We start from the raw sequence: 16,981 nt of genomic DNA, 5'->3' as shown, positions 1-16,981 counted from the left end.
ATTTACTTTTTAACCTTCAAAGAAGTCTAGATCTTTGCTGTCAGCAGATAGCTGAACGATAGCTTTTTTGCGATTTGGGCGGAAACCACCGTAACGACCCATTCGCTTGAATTTACCTTTTAAGTTCATAGTGTTAACTTTTTCAACTTTCACACCAAAGATTTCTTCAACAGCATCTTTGATTTGTGTTCTGTTAGCTTTCGTACTAACTTCGAACGTATATTTCTTCTCTGCCATTAGATCTGCAGAGTGTTCAGTGATGACAGGGCGCTTAATAATATCACGTGCATCAGTCATTATGCAAGCACCTCCCCTGCTTTTTCAGCTGCATCTTTCGTTAAGATCAACTTGTCATGCATTAATAAATCAAGAACGTTTACTTCTGTAACTGTAAGAACTTTAACCCCTTGAAGGTTATTAGCAGAACGTACTACGTTCTCGTCAGTGTCAGCAGTAACGATAAGAGCTTTTTCATTTACGTTTAAAGCACCTAGCATTTTTACAACTTCTTTTGTTTTAGGAGCATCTAGTGCAAGACTTTCTAAAACAACTAAGTTTTCTTCTTGTACTTTAGAAGATAATGCTGATTTAAGAGCTAAACGACGAACTTTCTTTGGTAGTTTGTAGCTGTAGCTACGAGGTGTAGGTCCGAAAACAACTCCACCGCCTACCCATTGTGGTGAGCGAATAGAACCTTGACGCGCGCGACCTGTACCTTTTTGACGCCATGGTTTGCGTCCACCACCGCGAACATCAGAACGATTTTTAACAGCGTGTGTACCTTGACGCATAGACGCACGTTGCATAACTACCGCTTCGTGTAAAACGTGTGTATTAGGCTCAATACCAAATACAGACGCGTTTAATTCGATTTCACCTGCTTGTGAACCATCTTGTTTAAATAGTGCTACTTTAGGCATGACATATCCTCCCTTCGTATATATGATTAGTTAGCCTTAACTGCACTCGTGATTTTTACGAATGATTTTTTAGCACCTGGCACATTACCTTTGATTAATAGCAGGTTGCGATCAACGTCAACACTTACTACTTCAAGGTTTTGGATTGTTACTTGCTCTTGACCCATGTGACCTGGTAAGTTTTTGCCTGGGAATACGCGCATTGCATCAATTGCACCCATTGAACCTGGAGCTCTATGGTAGTGAGAACCGTGAGACATAGGTCCACGTGATTGACCATGACGTTTAATTGAACCCTGGAAACCTTTACCTTTAGAAGTTCCAGTTACATCAACTTTTTCACCAGCTTGGAAAATTTCAACGCTAACTTCTTGACCTACTTCATATTCATCAAGATTAGCGTTACGGATTTCACGAACGTAGCGCTTAGGGGTTGTGTTTGCTTTTTCAGCATGACCTTTCTCCGCTTTGTTAGTACGTGATTCCTTAAGATCTTGGAAACCGATTTGAATCGCTTCGTATCCATCGTTTTCAAGAGTTCTTTTTTGTAATACTACGTTAGGCTCAGCCTGAACAACTGTTACCGGGATTAATTCTCCGTTTTCATTAAACAATTGAGTCATGCCGATTTTTCGACCTAAGATTCCTTTCGTCATCCGTTACACCTCCTATTTAAAAACAAATTTTATAGTTTAATTTCAATATCAACACCAGATGGTAAGTCTAAACGCATTAGCGAATCTACTGTTTGCGGTGTTGGGTTTACGATATCGATTAGACGTTTATGTGTACGCATCTCGAATTGCTCACGTGAGTCTTTGTATTTATGAACCGCACGTAAGATTGTGTAGACAGCCTTCTCTGTAGGTAATGGAATCGGACCAGACACTTTCGCACCAGAACGCTTCGCAGTATCTACGATTTTTTCAGCAGACTGATCTAAAATACGATGATCATATGCTTTTAAACGAATTCTAATTTTATCTTTTGCCATTATTTTCCCTCCTTTATCGCCCATATTATTATAGACATACTCCGTGAAAATTTCTTAACCACCGCCCATGGCAAAGGGGCCGGGTGTGCCAACAACCTTCCACATCATCGCCTGAAACGACCAACATTCTTATTATATAGAATATACCTGGTCATTGCAACCCTTTTTTAGTTATAAAACTAATTTGTTGCACATCTATGTATTATACTTAGTAATCTTAGTGATTGCAAGGATTCTTGGGAGTTTTTTGTTGGGAAAGTTTGGTTTTAACGATAAAGTTAATCGATTCATCGTCCCTTATCATCATTCCACCATTACTATATGTTTTCCGAAGACATTATGGTGACGTTCTATGTGAGATTATTGATAGTGATAGAATTTGCCGAAAGAATAGAGCAATACCTTCAGATAGCTTATAAGCTACTAATCCTACTGACTTATTTTTCGAAACAAATTTCAGTACACCATGAAGCATTCTAAGCTCCCGGCCACTTATTTACTGTATCCCTTATGCCTGAAATGATTGCACTAATCCTTTATACAAAAAAGACAACCGAACAATCGGCTGTCTTTATATATGATTCATTTAATTATTTTTGGATAGAAGATACTACGCCTGATCCTACAGTACGTCCACCTTCACGAATAGAGAAACGAGTTCCTTCTTCGATAGCGATTGGAGAAATTAGTTCAACATCCATTTCGATGTTGTCTCCAGGCATAACCATTTCTACTCCTTCTGGTAAGTTGATAACACCAGTTACGTCAGTTGTACGGAAGTAGAACTGTGGACGGTAGTTTGAGAAGAATGGAGTATGACGTCCACCTTCTTCTTTAGATAATACGTAAACTTCAGCTTTGAAGTTCGTGTGTGGAGTAATTGTACCTGGTTTTGCAAGTACTTGACCACGGTTGATATCTTCACGAGAAACACCACGTAGAAGTGCACCAATGTTATCTCCAGCTTCAGCATAATCAAGAAGCTTACGGAACATTTCAACACCAGTTACAGTAGTTTTGCTTGATTCTTCTTGAAGACCGATGATTTCAACTTCGTCTCCAACTTTAACTTGACCGCGTTCTACACGACCAGTTGCAACTGTACCACGACCAGTGATTGAGAATACGTCCTCAACTGGCATCATGAATGGCTTATCAGTGTCACGTTCTGGAGTTGGAACATACTCATCTACAGCGTTCATTAATTCAACGATTGCTTCTTCGTATTGAGCGTCTCCTTCAAGAGCTTTAAGAGCAGAACCCTTGATTACTGGTACATCATCACCAGGGAAGTCATATTCAGATAATAGATCACGAACTTCCATTTCAACTAGTTCTAATAATTCTTCATCGTCAACCATATCTACTTTGTTTAGGAATACTACGATTGTAGGTACACCAACGTTTTTAGAAAGTAGGATGTGCTCACGAGTTTGTGGCATTGGACCATCAGCAGCAGATACTACTAGGATAGCTCCGTCCATTTGTGCAGCACCAGTGATCATGTTTTTAACATAGTCAGCGTGTCCTGGGCAGTCTACGTGTGCATAGTGACGAGTTTCAGTTTCATACTCAACGTGAGAAGTCGCGATAGTGATTCCACGTTCTTTTTCTTCAGGTGCACCGTCGATTTGGTCATATGCCATCGCAGTACCTTTACCACTTTTCTTAGCCATTACAGTTGTAATAGCAGCTGTTAATGTAGTTTTACCATGGTCAACGTGTCCAATTGTTCCAATGTTAACGTGACTTTTAGAGCGGTCGAATTTTTCTTTAGCCATTTATATTTCCTCCTTAAATAAATGAAAGATTGTAAGTATATGTTGGAGCTAAGAAATAGCAGCTTGTGTTATTTCTTAGCTTACAATAAAAGTTATACTTGAGAATGATAAAAAAATCAATTATTCTCCAGCATTTTTCTTAATAATTTCTTCAGAGATGCTCTTCGGTACTTCTTCATAATGATCGAAGTGCATTGTGTAAGTTCCACGTCCTTGAGTGTTTGAACGTAATGCTGTTGCATATCCAAACATTTCTGATAGAGGAACAAACGCTTTAACAACCTGTTGGTTACCGCGTGCTTCCATTCCTTCTACACGTCCACGACGAGAAGTGATGTCACCCATAATATCTCCAAGATATTCTTCAGGGATTACAACTTCCACTTTCATCATTGGTTCAAGAATTACAGGGTTACACTTACTTTTAGCAGCTTTAAGTGCCATTGATGCAGCAACTTTAAACGCCATTTCGTTAGAGTCGACATCATGGTAGCTACCATCAAATAAAGAAGCTTTAATGTCGATTACAGGGAACCCAGCTAATACACCGTTTTCCATTGCTTCTTTAATACCTTGTTCAACAGCAGGGATGTATTCACGTGGTACTACACCACCAACGATGTTGTTTTGGAATTCAAATCCTGCGCCCTCTTCGTTTGGTTCAAATTTGACCCAAACGTGACCGTATTGTCCACGTCCACCAGACTGACGTACGAATTTACCTTCGACTTCAGCAGCAGCACGGAATGTTTCACGGTATGCAACCTGTGGTGCACCAACGTTTGCTTCAACTTTGAATTCACGTTTTAGACGGTCAACAATGATGTCTAGGTGAAGCTCACCCATACCAGAGATGATTGTTTGACCAGTTTCTGGATTTGTTTCCGTTCTGAAAGTTGGATCTTCTTCTGCAAGTTTACCAAGTGCAATACCCATTTTATCTTGGTCTGCTTTCGTTTTTGGTTCGATAGCAACATCAATAACTGGTTCTGGGAATTCCATGGACTCTAAGATTACAAGATTCTTCTCGTCACATAGAGTATCACCTGTTGAAGTATCTTTCAGACCTACAGCTGCAGCGATTTCACCTGCATATACTCTAGAAATTTCTTCACGAGTGTTTGCGTGCATTTGCAGGATACGACCTACACGCTCACGCTTATCTTTTACAGAGTTACGTACATATGATCCAGAATCTAATGTTCCTGAGTAAACACGGAAGAATGTTAATTTACCCACGAAAGGATCTGTCATAACTTTGAAAGCTAACGCTGCGAAAGGTTCGTCATCAGAAGATGGACGAGTTACTTTCTCATCTGAACCAGGAAGTGTACCTTCAATTGCTGGTACATCTACTGGAGATGGTAGGTAATCAATAACACCATCTAGCATTAATTGAACACCTTTGTTTTTGAACGCTGATCCACAGAATACTGGATAGAACTCAACGTTTACTGTAGCTTTACGAATAACTGCTTTTAATTCCTCATTAGAGATTTCTTCTCCATCAAGGTATTTCATCATTAGCTCTTCGTCTAATTCAGATACAGCTTCTACTAAGCTAGTACGTAATTCCTCCGCTTGATCTTTTAAATCAGCTGGGATTTCACGTGCTTCAGAACGAGTTCCTAAATCATCCTCATAGAAGTAAGCTTCCATTTCGATTAAGTCGATGATTCCTTGGAATTCATCTTCTGCACCGATTGGGAATTGTACTGGGTGTGCATTAGCACCTAGACGTTCTTTTAATGTACCTACAGAGTATAGGAAATCTGCACCTGTTTTATCCATTTTGTTGATAAATACAATACGTGGTACTCCATAAGTTGTTGCTTGGCGCCAAACTGTTTCAGTTTGAGGCTCAACCCCTGATTGAGCATCAAGTACTGTAACCGCACCATCAAGTACACGTAATGAACGTTCAACTTCTACTGTGAAGTCTACGTGCCCAGGTGTATCGATGATGTTGATACGGTGACCTTTCCATTGAGCAGTTGTAGCAGCAGAAGTGATTGTAATTCCGCGCTCTTGCTCTTGCTCCATCCAGTCCATTTGTGAAGCACCTTCGTGTGTTTCACCAATCTTGTGAATGCGTCCTGTATAGAAAAGAATACGCTCAGTTGTAGTGGTTTTACCTGCATCAATGTGAGCCATAATACCAATATTGCGCGTCTTTTCCAAGGAGAACTCTCTTGCCATGTATTCTTCTCCTTCCTGTTAAAACCTTTATTTTTATTTATATTACCAACGATAGTGAGCAAACGCTTTGTTTGCTTCTGCCATTTTGTGCATATCTTCGCGTTTTTTAACAGATGCACCTGTATTATTTGAAGCATCTAGAATTTCATTCGCTAAACGCTCTTCCATTGTTTTTTCTCCGCGTAAACGTGCGTAGTTAACAATGTAACGTAAACCTAAAGTTTGACGGCGTTCCGGACGAACTTCAACCGGTACTTGGTAGTTAGAACCACCAACACGGCGTGCACGTACTTCAAGTACTGGCATAACGTTTTTCATAGCTTGCTCAAACACTTCCATCGGATTTTGTCCGCTGCGTTGTTCAACTAGTTCAAAAGCGTTATAAAGAATCTTTTGAGCAATGCCTCGTTTTCCATCCTCCATGATTTGGTTGATTAAACGAGTTACTAGTTTTGAATTATAAATTGGATCTGGCAAGACATCGCGCTTAGGTACTGGTCCTTTACGTGGCATATGTCCCCCTCCTTTCCTGTATCATGTTGTTAAAAAGAGTTATTTTTTCTCTTTAGGGCGTTTTGTACCGTATTTAGAACGACCTTGCATACGACCGTCTACTCCAGCAGTATCAAGTGCTCCACGAACGATGTGATAACGTACCCCCGGTAAGTCTTTTACACGTCCACCACGGATTAAAACTACACTGTGCTCCTGTAGGTTATGACCAATACCAGGAATGTATGCAGTTACCTCCATGTTGTTTGATAAACGAACACGAGCATATTTACGTAAAGCTGAGTTCGGTTTTTTAGGAGTTAGTGTACCAACACGAGTACATACGCCACGTTTTTGTGGAGAGTTTTCATCAGTTAGAGACTTTTTGAAACTGTTGTACCCTTTGTTAAGTGCTGGTGAGTTAGATTTCTTAGGTTTGCTTACGCGACCTTTGCGGACAAGTTGGTTAATTGTAGGCATTATGTTGTCCTCCCTTCTTTTCTTTGGTTAGTAATTAGCTAGTTTATACCGTTTTGTAATTCCACACATCCAGGCGGTTCATCTTAAGGTAAAAAACAAAGCTTTCGCAAGAGTGCCTCTTGCCAAAACCACTTTCTACTTTTTAATTGCAATCGCTGATGCGCCGACATCTATTCCACATGCGGTTCCTAGCTTTTTCTTGGAATCAACACGTTGACATGGAATGTCTAGTGTTTTTGCTAATTCTTCTACTTTTTGTGTAACGAACCGATCAGCATCTTCGGCTATATACACTTGTTTCACTTGGCCATTTTTCATAGCTTTAAGTGTTTGCTTCACACCAATAATCGTTTGTGACTTTACTTGCAGTACTTTTTCATAAGACATGGTATATCCTCCAAAGTTACAAGTATAAATCGGAAGCACCTTGAATATAGTATCATTCTCGTTTTTTAATGTCAACTAGAATTCTAATATTTTTTGTTGCTTCCTTGATATTTTTTTCTTTATTAGATCAAATAAGATGTGAAGTCACACCTGTGGTCCGAATACACTTTCTTTCTACGTGGCTTTATCTTGTGAGAATTCCCATAGTAGATTCCATGAATTCGGACCGTTTAGTGCGACTAATTAATTTGACTGATAACTAGCACTTTTACAGTTACATAGTCAATTAAGTTATTGAACTGGTTGTTCTAATTCTTCTTCTGTTTCTTCTTGTTCTACTGCTGGTAGTTGAATTTTGCGATAGCGTTGCATACCTGTTCCAGCCGGTACTAGCTTACCGATAATGACGTTTTCTTTAAGTCCTAGTAATTCATCACGTTTACCCTTAATTGCTGCGTCAGTAAGTACTCTAGTTGTTTCTTGGAATGATGCAGCTGATAAGAATGAATCCGTTTCTAGGGAAGCTTTTGTAATACCTAGTAATACCGGTCTACCTACAGCAGGCTGGTTACCTTCAAGTAATACTCTGCGGTTCGCTTCTTTGAATTGATGTAACTCAAGTAACGATCCAGGTAATACATCAGTATCTCCAGCATCAAGTACACGAACTTTACGTAGCATTTGACGTACCATTACCTCAACGTGCTTGTCGCCAATTTCTACACCTTGCATACGGTATACACGCTGCACTTCACGTAGTAAGTAGTCTTGAACGCCAGCTACTCCTTGAACACGAATCAGTTCTTTAGGATCCACTGAACCTTCTGTTAGTTCTTGACCAGCAATCACTTGGTCTCCAACAGATACTTTTAAGCGCGCATTGTATGGTACAGCATAAGAACGTTGTTCCACATCACCTTGTATCACAATTTCTTGTTTGTCTTTCACTTCGTGAATTTCTAGTACAGTACCGTGAACTTCACTGATGATCGCTTGCCCTTTCGGATTACGCGCTTCAAACAACTCTTGGATACGAGGTAGACCTTGAGTGATATCGTCTCCTGCTACCCCACCTGTATGGAAAGTACGCATCGTTAACTGTGTTCCTGGCTCACCAATAGATTGTGCTGCAATAATACCAACTGCTTCGCCAACTTCTACTTCTGAACCAGTCGCTAAGTTGCGACCATAACATTTCTTACATACGCCGTGTTTTGTATTACATGTAAACACGGTACGGATTGTTACTTGTTCAATTCCTGCTTCAACGATTTGTTTCGCCTGATCTTCAGAAATCACTGTATCGTATTTCACAATGACTTCTTTTGTTTCAGGATGAACCACTTCTTCGAACGCAGTACGTCCTACTAAACGGTCAAATAATGGCTCGATTACTTCATTTCCATCCATTAATGCTGTTACTGGTAATCCACGGTCGGTTCCACAATCTGTTTCACGAACGATAACGTCCTGTGCCACATCAACAAGACGACGTGTTAGGTAACCAGAGTCCGCTGTCTTCAGTGCTGTATCGGCTAGACCTTTACGCGCACCGTGCGTAGAAATAAAGTACTCTAATACCGTTAAACCTTCACGGAAACTAGATTTGATTGGTAACTCGATGATTCGTCCTGCTGGGTTAGCCATTAGTCCACGCATACCTGCTAACTGTGTAAAGTTAGATGCGTTACCACGGGCACCAGAGTCACTCATCATGAAGATCGGGTTACGATTATCTAGAGACTGCATTAGTTTATTTTGAATCGTATCTTTTGCTTGCGTCCAAACAGCGATAACACGATCATAACGCTCTTCTTCTGTGATTAAACCACGACGGAATTGCTTCATGACGTTATCTACTTTCTTCTGCGCTTCAATTAAGATTTCTTCTTTTTCAGGTAATACGACGATATCAGAAATACCAACTGTCATACCTGCAGTGGTAGACATACTAAATCCAAGATCCTTCATACGGTCAAGCATTTTAGATGTTTCTGTAATCTTAAATCGCTTGAACACTTCCGCAATAATATCACCTAAGAAGCCTTTCTTAAACGGCTTGATGATTTCGCGTTTTTGAATCTCTTCTTTAATATTTGTTCCTTTATCAACAAAGTACATTTCCGGAGTACGTTCCTCAAGATTTGTCTTAGTTGGTTCATTAATATACGGGAACGAGTCTGGTAATATTTCGTTGAAAATCAACTTACCTACTGTTGTAAGTAATAGTTGGTTATTTTGTTCTTCTGTAAATGTTTTGTTGTTTAAACTAGATGCTTGAACAGCAACACGAGTATGCAAATGAACATAACCATTTTGATATGCGATTCTAGCTTCATCTACACCCGTAAATACAGTACCTTCTCCAACTGCACCTTCACGCTCTAACGTTAGATAATAGTTACCTAATACCATATCCTGTGATGGTGTTACAACTGGTTTACCATCTTTCGGGTTAAGAATATTCTGCGCTGCTAGCATTAGAAGACGTGCTTCTGCTTGTGCTTCTGCAGATAGCGGTACGTGAACAGCCATTTGGTCCCCGTCAAAATCAGCGTTATATGCTGTACATACTAATGGGTGTAGGCGGATAGCACGACCTTCTACTAATGTAGGTTCGAATGCTTGAATACCTAGTCTGTGAAGTGTAGGGGCACGGTTAAGTAATACCGGATGCTCCTTAATCACATCTTCTAAAACTCCCCAAACATCTGGGTGAACGCGCTCAATTTTACGTTTTGCAGATTTGATGTTATGCGCAATTCCACGCTCAACAAGTTCCTTCATAATGAATGGCTTGAATAACTCTAAAGCCATTTCTTTTGGTAATCCACATTGGTACATTTTTAAGTTTGGACCTACTACGATAACAGAACGTCCCGAGTAGTCTACACGTTTACCTAGTAAGTTTTGACGGAAACGACCTTGCTTACCTTTAAGCATATGTGATAGAGATTTCAATGGACGGTTTCCTGGTCCTGTAACCGGACGACCACGACGACCGTTATCAATTAAAGCATCTACTGCCTCTTGTAACATACGCTTTTCGTTTTGAACGATAATGCTAGGCGCACCTAAATCTAATAGACGTTTTAAACGATTGTTACGGTTAATTACACGACGATATAAATCGTTTAAGTCAGATGTAGCAAAACGACCACCATCTAACTGTACCATTGGTCTAATTTCTGGTGGGATAACTGGAAGAACATCTAAAATCATCCAAGAAGTCTCATTACCAGAATTACGAAATGCCTCTAGCACTTCTAAACGTTTAATTGCTCTCGTTCTACGTTGACCTTGAGCTGTTTTTAGTTCCTCTTTTAGCGCATCTACTTCTTTATCAAGGTCAATATCTTGAAGAAGTTTACGGATTGCTTCAGCGCCCATTTGTGCTTTAAAGGCACTACCGTATTTTTCGTAATATGCACGAAACTCTTTTTCTGAAAGAAGTTGTTTCTTTTCTAAAGGTGTATTACCTGGATCTGTCACAATATATGCAGCAAAATAAATTACTTCTTCTAATGCACGTGGTGACATATCTAATACAAGACCCATACGACTAGGGATTCCTTTGAAATACCAAATGTGTGAAACAGGAGCTGCTAATTCAATATGCCCCATGCGTTCACGGCGTACTTTTGATTTGGTTACTTCAACACCACACCGATCACATACAACACCTTTGTAACGCACTCTTTTATATTTTCCACAATGACATTCCCAGTCCTTTTGTGGTCCAAAGATACGTTCACAGAATAAACCATCTTTTTCTGGCTTTAGTGTACGGTAGTTAATTGTCTCTGGCTTTTTAACCTCACCATACGACCAAGAACGAATCTTTTCTGGTGAAGCTAAACCTATCTTCATAAATTCAAAATTATTTACATCTAACAAGGGTATACCTCCCTTTTTAATGTCCGTTTTCCAATGGATTTACTTACGAATGAGCTATGGGGGAAAGACAATAAAGTCAATTCCCCACCAACATTAATTTTCTTCAACTTCTAAATTAAGCTTACTAGCTGCTTGTGTTTCTTCTTCTTCTAAGTCACGCATTTCTATTTCAGATTCGTCTCCAGCTAAGATTTTTACGTCTAAACCAAGACTCTGTAGCTCTTTAATTAATACTTTAAATGATTCTGGAACTCCTGGTTCAGGTACGTTATCGCCTTTAACGATTGCTTCATACGTTTTCACACGTCCAACAACGTCATCCGATTTCACGGTTAGAATTTCTTGTAACGTGTATGCAGCACCATATGCTTCTAGTGCCCATACCTCCATCTCACCGAAACGTTGTCCACCGAACTGTGCTTTACCACCAAGCGGCTGCTGTGTAACAAGTGAGTATGGACCAGTTGAACGAGCGTGTAATTTATCATCAACCATGTGCGCTAGTTTAATCATATACATGACACCAACAGATACACGGTTATCAAATGGTACCCCAGTTCTTCCATCATAAAGAATCGTTTTCGCATCACGTGGCATACCAGCTTCTTCTAATGTATCCCAAACGTCTTGCTCTGTCGCCCCATCAAATACTGGTGTAGCAACATGGATACCTAGCTGTCTAGCTGCCATACCTAGATGTAATTCAAACACCTGTCCGATATTCATACGCGATGGTACCCCTAATGGGTTAAGCATGATATCAACCGGTGTACCATCAGGTAGGAATGGCATATCTTCTTCTGGTAAAATACGGGAAATAACCCCTTTATTACCGTGACGTCCTGCCATTTTATCTCCTTCATGGATTTTACGTTTTTGTACGATGTAAACACGTACTAATTCATTAACGCCTGGTGGTAGTTCATCACCATCTTCACGATTGAAGACTTTGACGTCTAATACAATACCGCCAGCACCATGTGGTACACGTAAGGATGTATCACGTACTTCACGAGCCTTTTCACCGAAGATTGCGTGTAATAAACGCTCTTCCGCTGAAAGTTCAGTAACCCCTTTTGGCGTTACTTTACCTACTAGAATATCACCGTCTGAAACCTCTGCACCGATACGGATAATTCCTTGTTCGTTAAGATTCTTCAGTGCTTCTTCCCCTACATTCGGGATATCGCGAGTGATTTCTTCTGGTCCTAGCTTCGTGTCACGCGCTTCAGATTCATACTCTTCAATATGGATCGAAGTATATACATCATCTTTTACAAGACGCTCACTCATGATGATTGCATCCTCGTAGTTGTAACCTTCCCATGTCATGAACGCTACTAATACGTTACGTCCAAGTGCAAGCTCACCTTTTTCCATGGAAGGTCCATCCGCAAGTACCTCACCTTTTGTAACACGATCACCCTCTGTTACATTCGGGCGTTGATTTATACAAGTACCTTGGTTAGAACGAATAAACTTCTGAAGCTTATAGCGATCTAAATCACCTTTTACTTCTTTACCATCCACCACAGATACACGACGTACTAAAATTTCTTTTGCTTCTACTCGTTCTACAATACCATCATTCTTACAGATGATTGCTGCTCCAGAGTCTTTACCAGATACATACTCCATTCCAGTACCTACAATTGGAGCTTCTGGATTTAATAATGGAACCGCCTGACGTTGCATGTTCGCTCCCATTAGTGCACGGTTGGAGTCATCGTTTTCTAAGAATGGAATACATGCTGTCGCAGCCGATACTACCTGCTTCGGTGAAACGTCCATGTAATCTATCTTTTCACGAGCAACAACTGTATTTTCACCACGGAAACGTGCTACTACTTCTTCATCAGCGAATGTTCCATCTTCATTTAATCTAGCATTTGCTTGGGCAACTACATAATTATCCTCTTCATCTGCTGTTAAATAATCAATTTGGCTTGTAACTCTACCAGTATCCGGATCAACCCGACGATATGGCGTTTCAATAAATCCAAATTTATTCACTTTCGCATAGGAAGATAATGAGTTAATTAACCCAATGTTCGGCCCCTCTGGAGTTTCAATCGGACACATACGACCATAATGGGAATAGTGAACGTCACGCACTTCAAAACCAGCACGTTCACGAGTTAAACCACCAGGTCCTAGAGCTGACAGACGACGTTTATGTGTTAATTCAGCTAACGGGTTAGTCTGATCCATAAACTGTGATAACTGTGAGCTTCCGAAGAACTCTTTAATAGACGCAATAACCGGACGGATGTTGATTAATTGTTGTGGTGTTACACTAGATGTATCTTGAATAGACATACGTTCACGAACCACACGCTCCATACGGGATAAACCAATACGGAACTGGTTTTGTAGTAATTCACCAACAGAACGAAGTCTACGGTTACCTAAATGGTCAATATCATCTGTGTCACCAACTTGGTGTAGTAAGTTAAAGAAATAGCTAATCGATGCTAATATATCAGCCGGTGTAATATGTTTCACACTCGTATCGATATTTGCATTACCAATTAGATTAAGCACTCTTTCACCACTTGGGTCTGTTGGATCAACAATCTTAATAGATTGAATTCGAATCGGATCCTCTAATACACCATCATGTGGCTCTAGAATTTGTTCACCAAGAACAACATCTTTTTTCTCGATATATGGAATAATTTTATCTAACAATCTACGTTCGACCTTATCTCCTGCTTCTGCAAGAACTTCACCAGTATCCATATCAACAATAGGCTCAGCCAATACTTGATTGAATAAACGATTTTTCAGATGAAGTTTCTTGTTGATCTTGTAACGTCCAACATGCGCAAGGTCATAACGTTTAGGATCAAAGAAACGTGAAATTAATAAGCTTTTCGCATTTTCTACAGTAGGTGGTTCACCCGGACGCAGGCGCTCGTAAATTTCTAATAGCGCTTTTTCAGTCGTTTCGGTATTATCCTTTTCTAGCGTATTGATCAGATACTCGTTTTCACCGATTAAATCGATAATCTCTTGATCAGAACCAAAACCAAGCGCACGTAATAGTACGGTAATTGGCAATTTACGTGTACGATCAATACGTACATAAGCGACGTCTTTAGCATCTGTTTCAAATTCTAACCATGCACCGCGGTTTGGAATAACAGTTGCCGCAACACCACGCTTACCGTTTTTATCGATTTTTTCATTAAAATAGACACTAGGTGAACGTACAAGCTGCGAAACAATTACACGTTCAGCTCCATTGATAATGAACGTACCAGTATCTGTCATGAGAGGGAAGTCTCCCATAAAGACTTCTTGCTCTTTCACTTCGCCGGTTTCGTTATTAATCAATCGAACCTTTACACGAAGTGGAGCATTATAAGTAACATCTCTTTCTTTTGATTCATCTACAGGGTATTTCGGCTCACCTAAGCTATAATCAACAAACTCAAGTGATAGGTTACCTGTAAAATCCTCAATCGGAGAAATGTCCTGGAACATTTCTCTCAAACCTTCTTCCATAAACCATTGATATGAAGCGGTTTGGATTTCGATTAGATTCGGCAATTCTAATACTTCACTGATGCGCGCATAACTTCTACGTTGGCGGTGCCGTCCATACTGAACTAGTTGACCTGTCAACTGCTTCACCTCTCAAATCATGCATATTTTATTTGCGAGCAGAGCTCACATGTAAATAACAACTATATTGTTAGAAAACAATTGTTTCATGTTAATGCTTTCTTAGTTAGAGAAACAATTGCTTAAAAACGGAAAAAACTACTAATAGGATTTATGTACAAGTAACAAACCAAAGTGAATCAACAGCGGACGTTGATTCTACTTATAAGGTAAAACTATTACTTGCCATCCCTAAAAATATGGGGTATGATTTTAAAATAGAAAAGCATAATAAGTTGTACATTCATCTGAAACAATTCCACAAAAGCGAAAAATAGATAGAACGCTCATAATTCGATTCTATCATTGTTTCCTAAACTTGATGAATTATACACTTTCCTCTTTCAAAAAAATTCTCTTGACAAAATAATCCCATATTAGCATTTTATTATATTATCATAGTCCTTCTATCGAAGTCAATCATTTATTGACCGCAAAATAAAATAACCTTTACTCTTTGCTATCGTTTCACAATTTCCGAATAAAGATTCTAATTTTTGTATAGCAGAAGGAGCACCTTGCTTTTTCTGAATCACAACCCAAAGTTCGCCACCTTCAAGCAAACTTTCTTTACTACCTTCAAACATCCCATGGACAACCGATTTCCCGGCTCGAATAGGTGGATTAGTTAATATAGCAGCAAACTTTCGATTCTCTAATCCCAAAAATCTATCACTGAGAACAAATTCTACATTCGATACTCCATTTTGCTCCGCATTGGATGCAGCTAATGTTAACGCGCGTTCATTAACATCGGCCATAACAACCTTACGCTCTAGCAATTCGTTTGCAATAGAAATCCCTATCGGCCCATAACCACACCCTAAATCCAGTAAATCCCCGGGAATTTCAGGAGGAGTAAATGTTTCTATTAATAACCTCGATCCAAAATCTACTTCATTCTTAGAAAACACACCGACATCACTTGTAAATTTATATTCTTTTCCTCTCAGTCTGTAATTCCAATGTTTGGGTGAACTTTTTGATTGGGGTTTTTGTGAAAAGTAATGCTCAGACATTTGGGCACCTACTTTACTTTTATGTAATATAAGGAAGATTCTGTGTAAATGTAGAGCCCGTCGAATAGTTACGACGAGCTCATGTTCATTGAATTATAATTATTTAACTTCTACAGAAGCGCCTGCTTCTTCAAGTTTAGCTTTAACTTCTTCAGCTTCATCTTTAGAAACGCCTTCTTTAACAGCTTTAGGAGCGTTATCTACTAAATCTTTAGCATCTTTTAAGCCAAGACCAGTGATTTCACGAACCGCTTTAACAACTTTAATTTTAGAAGCACCAGCATCAGCAAGTACTACGTCAAATTCAGTTTTTTCTTCAGCAGCTCCACCAGCAGCAGCTCCACCAGCTACAGCAACAGGTGCAGCAGCAGTTACTCCAAATTCTTCTTCAATAGCTTTTACAAGATCGTTAAGATCTAGTACAGACATTTCTTTAATAGCATCGATAATTTGCTCTTTAGTCATTTTTATTTCCTCCTGATTTTTAATGTTTTTTTAATATCCTAAGACAATTGGTTGATTCACAATCAACTTACGCGCCTTGTTCTTCTTTTTGTTCTGCAACAGCTTTTGTAACATAAGCAAAGTTGCGCATAGGTGCTTGTAGTACGCTGAGTAGCATAGATACCATACCTTCGTAGTTCGGTAGATCTGCAAGCTCCTTGATTTGATCAAGCGTTACGATTTTGCCATCTAAGACACCTGCTTTAATTTCTAAAGCTTCGTGCTCTTTAGCAAAATTGCTAAGGATCTTCGCTGGAGCAACTACATCATCTTTACTGAAAGCAATAGCAGTTGGTCCAACTAAAACTTCATTTAATTCAGCTAATTCAGCTGCTTCAGCTGCACGACGAGACATTGTGTTTTTGTACACTTTGAACTCAACACCAGCATCACGAAGTTGCTTACGAAGTTCAGTAACCTCTGCAACGTCAAGACCACGATAATCAACTAAAACTGTTGATTGGCTTTCACGGAATTTATCAGCGATTTCTTGTACGATTTGTTGTTTCTTTTCCATTACTTTTGACATTGTTCCACCTCCCGTTAGTTTCGTCCATCATACCGTTTTAGGTTTCACTATTAAAAGAGCCCCCATATAGACATGGAGGCTCGAATAAACAAAGTTTAACTTGTTTCAAA

Annotated in this window: 14 protein-coding genes and 1 other annotated feature (1 of these 15 running past the window's edge); all 14 genes read right to left on the bottom strand. The window is 39.5% G+C overall.

The features are described 5' to 3' along the window. Positions 1-9: 9 nt before the first annotated feature. The 14 genes from rplW to rplJ all read right to left on the bottom strand — a co-directional run bounded on the left by rplW (position 10) and on the right by rplJ (position 16,871). Complete coding sequence (gene rplW, locus KGF86_RS18825) at positions 10-297, bottom strand: 50S ribosomal protein L23 (RefSeq protein ID WP_186871260.1); 288 nt, start codon at positions 295-297, stop codon at positions 10-12. Next, on the bottom strand, positions 297-920 hold the full coding sequence (gene rplD, locus KGF86_RS18820; RefSeq protein ID WP_186871259.1) for a 50S ribosomal protein L4: 624 nt from the start codon (positions 918-920) through the stop codon (positions 297-299). Before rplD ends, rplW begins: the two co-directional genes overlap by 1 nt. A gap of 26 nt (positions 921-946) precedes the next feature. After that, entirely contained in the window at positions 947-1,576 is a 630-nt protein-coding gene (rplC, locus tag KGF86_RS18815; protein WP_186871258.1) for a 50S ribosomal protein L3, read from the bottom strand. Between the two features lie 29 nt (positions 1,577-1,605). Next, positions 1,606-1,914 carry a 30S ribosomal protein S10 gene (gene rpsJ / locus KGF86_RS18810; protein WP_186871257.1) on the bottom strand — a complete coding sequence of 103 codons (309 nt, stop codon included), beginning with the start codon at positions 1,912-1,914 and terminating at the stop codon, positions 1,606-1,608. A gap of 590 nt (positions 1,915-2,504) precedes the next feature. Then, positions 2,505-3,695, bottom strand: a complete 1,191-nt coding sequence (gene tuf / locus KGF86_RS18805) for an elongation factor Tu (RefSeq protein WP_186871256.1) — start codon at positions 3,693-3,695, stop codon at positions 2,505-2,507. 120 nt (positions 3,696-3,815) lie between these two features. After that, positions 3,816-5,894, bottom strand: coding sequence for an elongation factor G (fusA, locus tag KGF86_RS18800; protein ID WP_186871255.1), 2,079 nt, complete (start codon positions 5,892-5,894; stop codon positions 3,816-3,818). Between the two features lie 42 nt (positions 5,895-5,936). After that, complete coding sequence (rpsG, locus tag KGF86_RS18795) at positions 5,937-6,407, bottom strand: 30S ribosomal protein S7 (RefSeq protein ID WP_186871254.1); 471 nt, start codon at positions 6,405-6,407, stop codon at positions 5,937-5,939. Positions 6,408-6,446: 39 nt separating this feature from the next. Further along, positions 6,447-6,866 (bottom strand): 30S ribosomal protein S12, encoded by a 420-nt coding sequence (gene rpsL, locus KGF86_RS18790; RefSeq protein WP_186871253.1) that lies wholly within the window; start codon positions 6,864-6,866, stop codon positions 6,447-6,449. 135 nt (positions 6,867-7,001) lie between these two features. After that, the gene (locus tag KGF86_RS18785; protein ID WP_211742687.1) at positions 7,002-7,253 is read right to left on the bottom strand and encodes a ribosomal L7Ae/L30e/S12e/Gadd45 family protein; all 252 of its coding nucleotides are present in this window, start codon (positions 7,251-7,253) and stop codon (positions 7,002-7,004) included. Between the two features lie 291 nt (positions 7,254-7,544). Beyond that, complete coding sequence (rpoC, locus tag KGF86_RS18780) at positions 7,545-11,150, bottom strand: DNA-directed RNA polymerase subunit beta' (RefSeq protein ID WP_281413803.1); 3,606 nt, start codon at positions 11,148-11,150, stop codon at positions 7,545-7,547. Between the two features lie 93 nt (positions 11,151-11,243). Further along, positions 11,244-14,780 carry a DNA-directed RNA polymerase subunit beta gene (gene rpoB / locus KGF86_RS18775; RefSeq protein ID WP_211742686.1) on the bottom strand — a complete coding sequence of 1,179 codons (3,537 nt, stop codon included), beginning with the start codon at positions 14,778-14,780 and terminating at the stop codon, positions 11,244-11,246. 455 nt (positions 14,781-15,235) lie between these two features. Beyond that, positions 15,236-15,838: a class I SAM-dependent methyltransferase gene (locus tag KGF86_RS18770; RefSeq protein ID WP_211742685.1), complete on the bottom strand. Its 603-nt coding sequence runs from the start codon at positions 15,836-15,838 to the stop codon at positions 15,236-15,238. A gap of 99 nt (positions 15,839-15,937) precedes the next feature. Continuing rightward, on the bottom strand, positions 15,938-16,303 hold the full coding sequence (gene rplL / locus KGF86_RS18765) for a 50S ribosomal protein L7/L12 (protein WP_186871248.1): 366 nt from the start codon (positions 16,301-16,303) through the stop codon (positions 15,938-15,940). 67 nt (positions 16,304-16,370) lie between these two features. Then, positions 16,371-16,871, bottom strand: a complete 501-nt coding sequence (gene rplJ / locus KGF86_RS18760) for a 50S ribosomal protein L10 (RefSeq protein ID WP_186871247.1) — start codon at positions 16,869-16,871, stop codon at positions 16,371-16,373. A gap of 43 nt (positions 16,872-16,914) precedes the next feature. Continuing rightward, positions 16,915-16,981, bottom strand: a sequence feature (ribosomal protein L10 leader region); it runs 62 nt beyond the window's last position.

Source organism: Ornithinibacillus massiliensis (assembly GCF_018310345.1).
Taxonomy (GTDB): Bacteria; Bacillota; Bacilli; order Bacillales; family Amphibacillaceae; genus Ornithinibacillus; species Ornithinibacillus massiliensis.
Note: the sequence above shows the minus strand (reverse complement) of the source record. Positions and strands in the feature narration are given on the sequence as shown.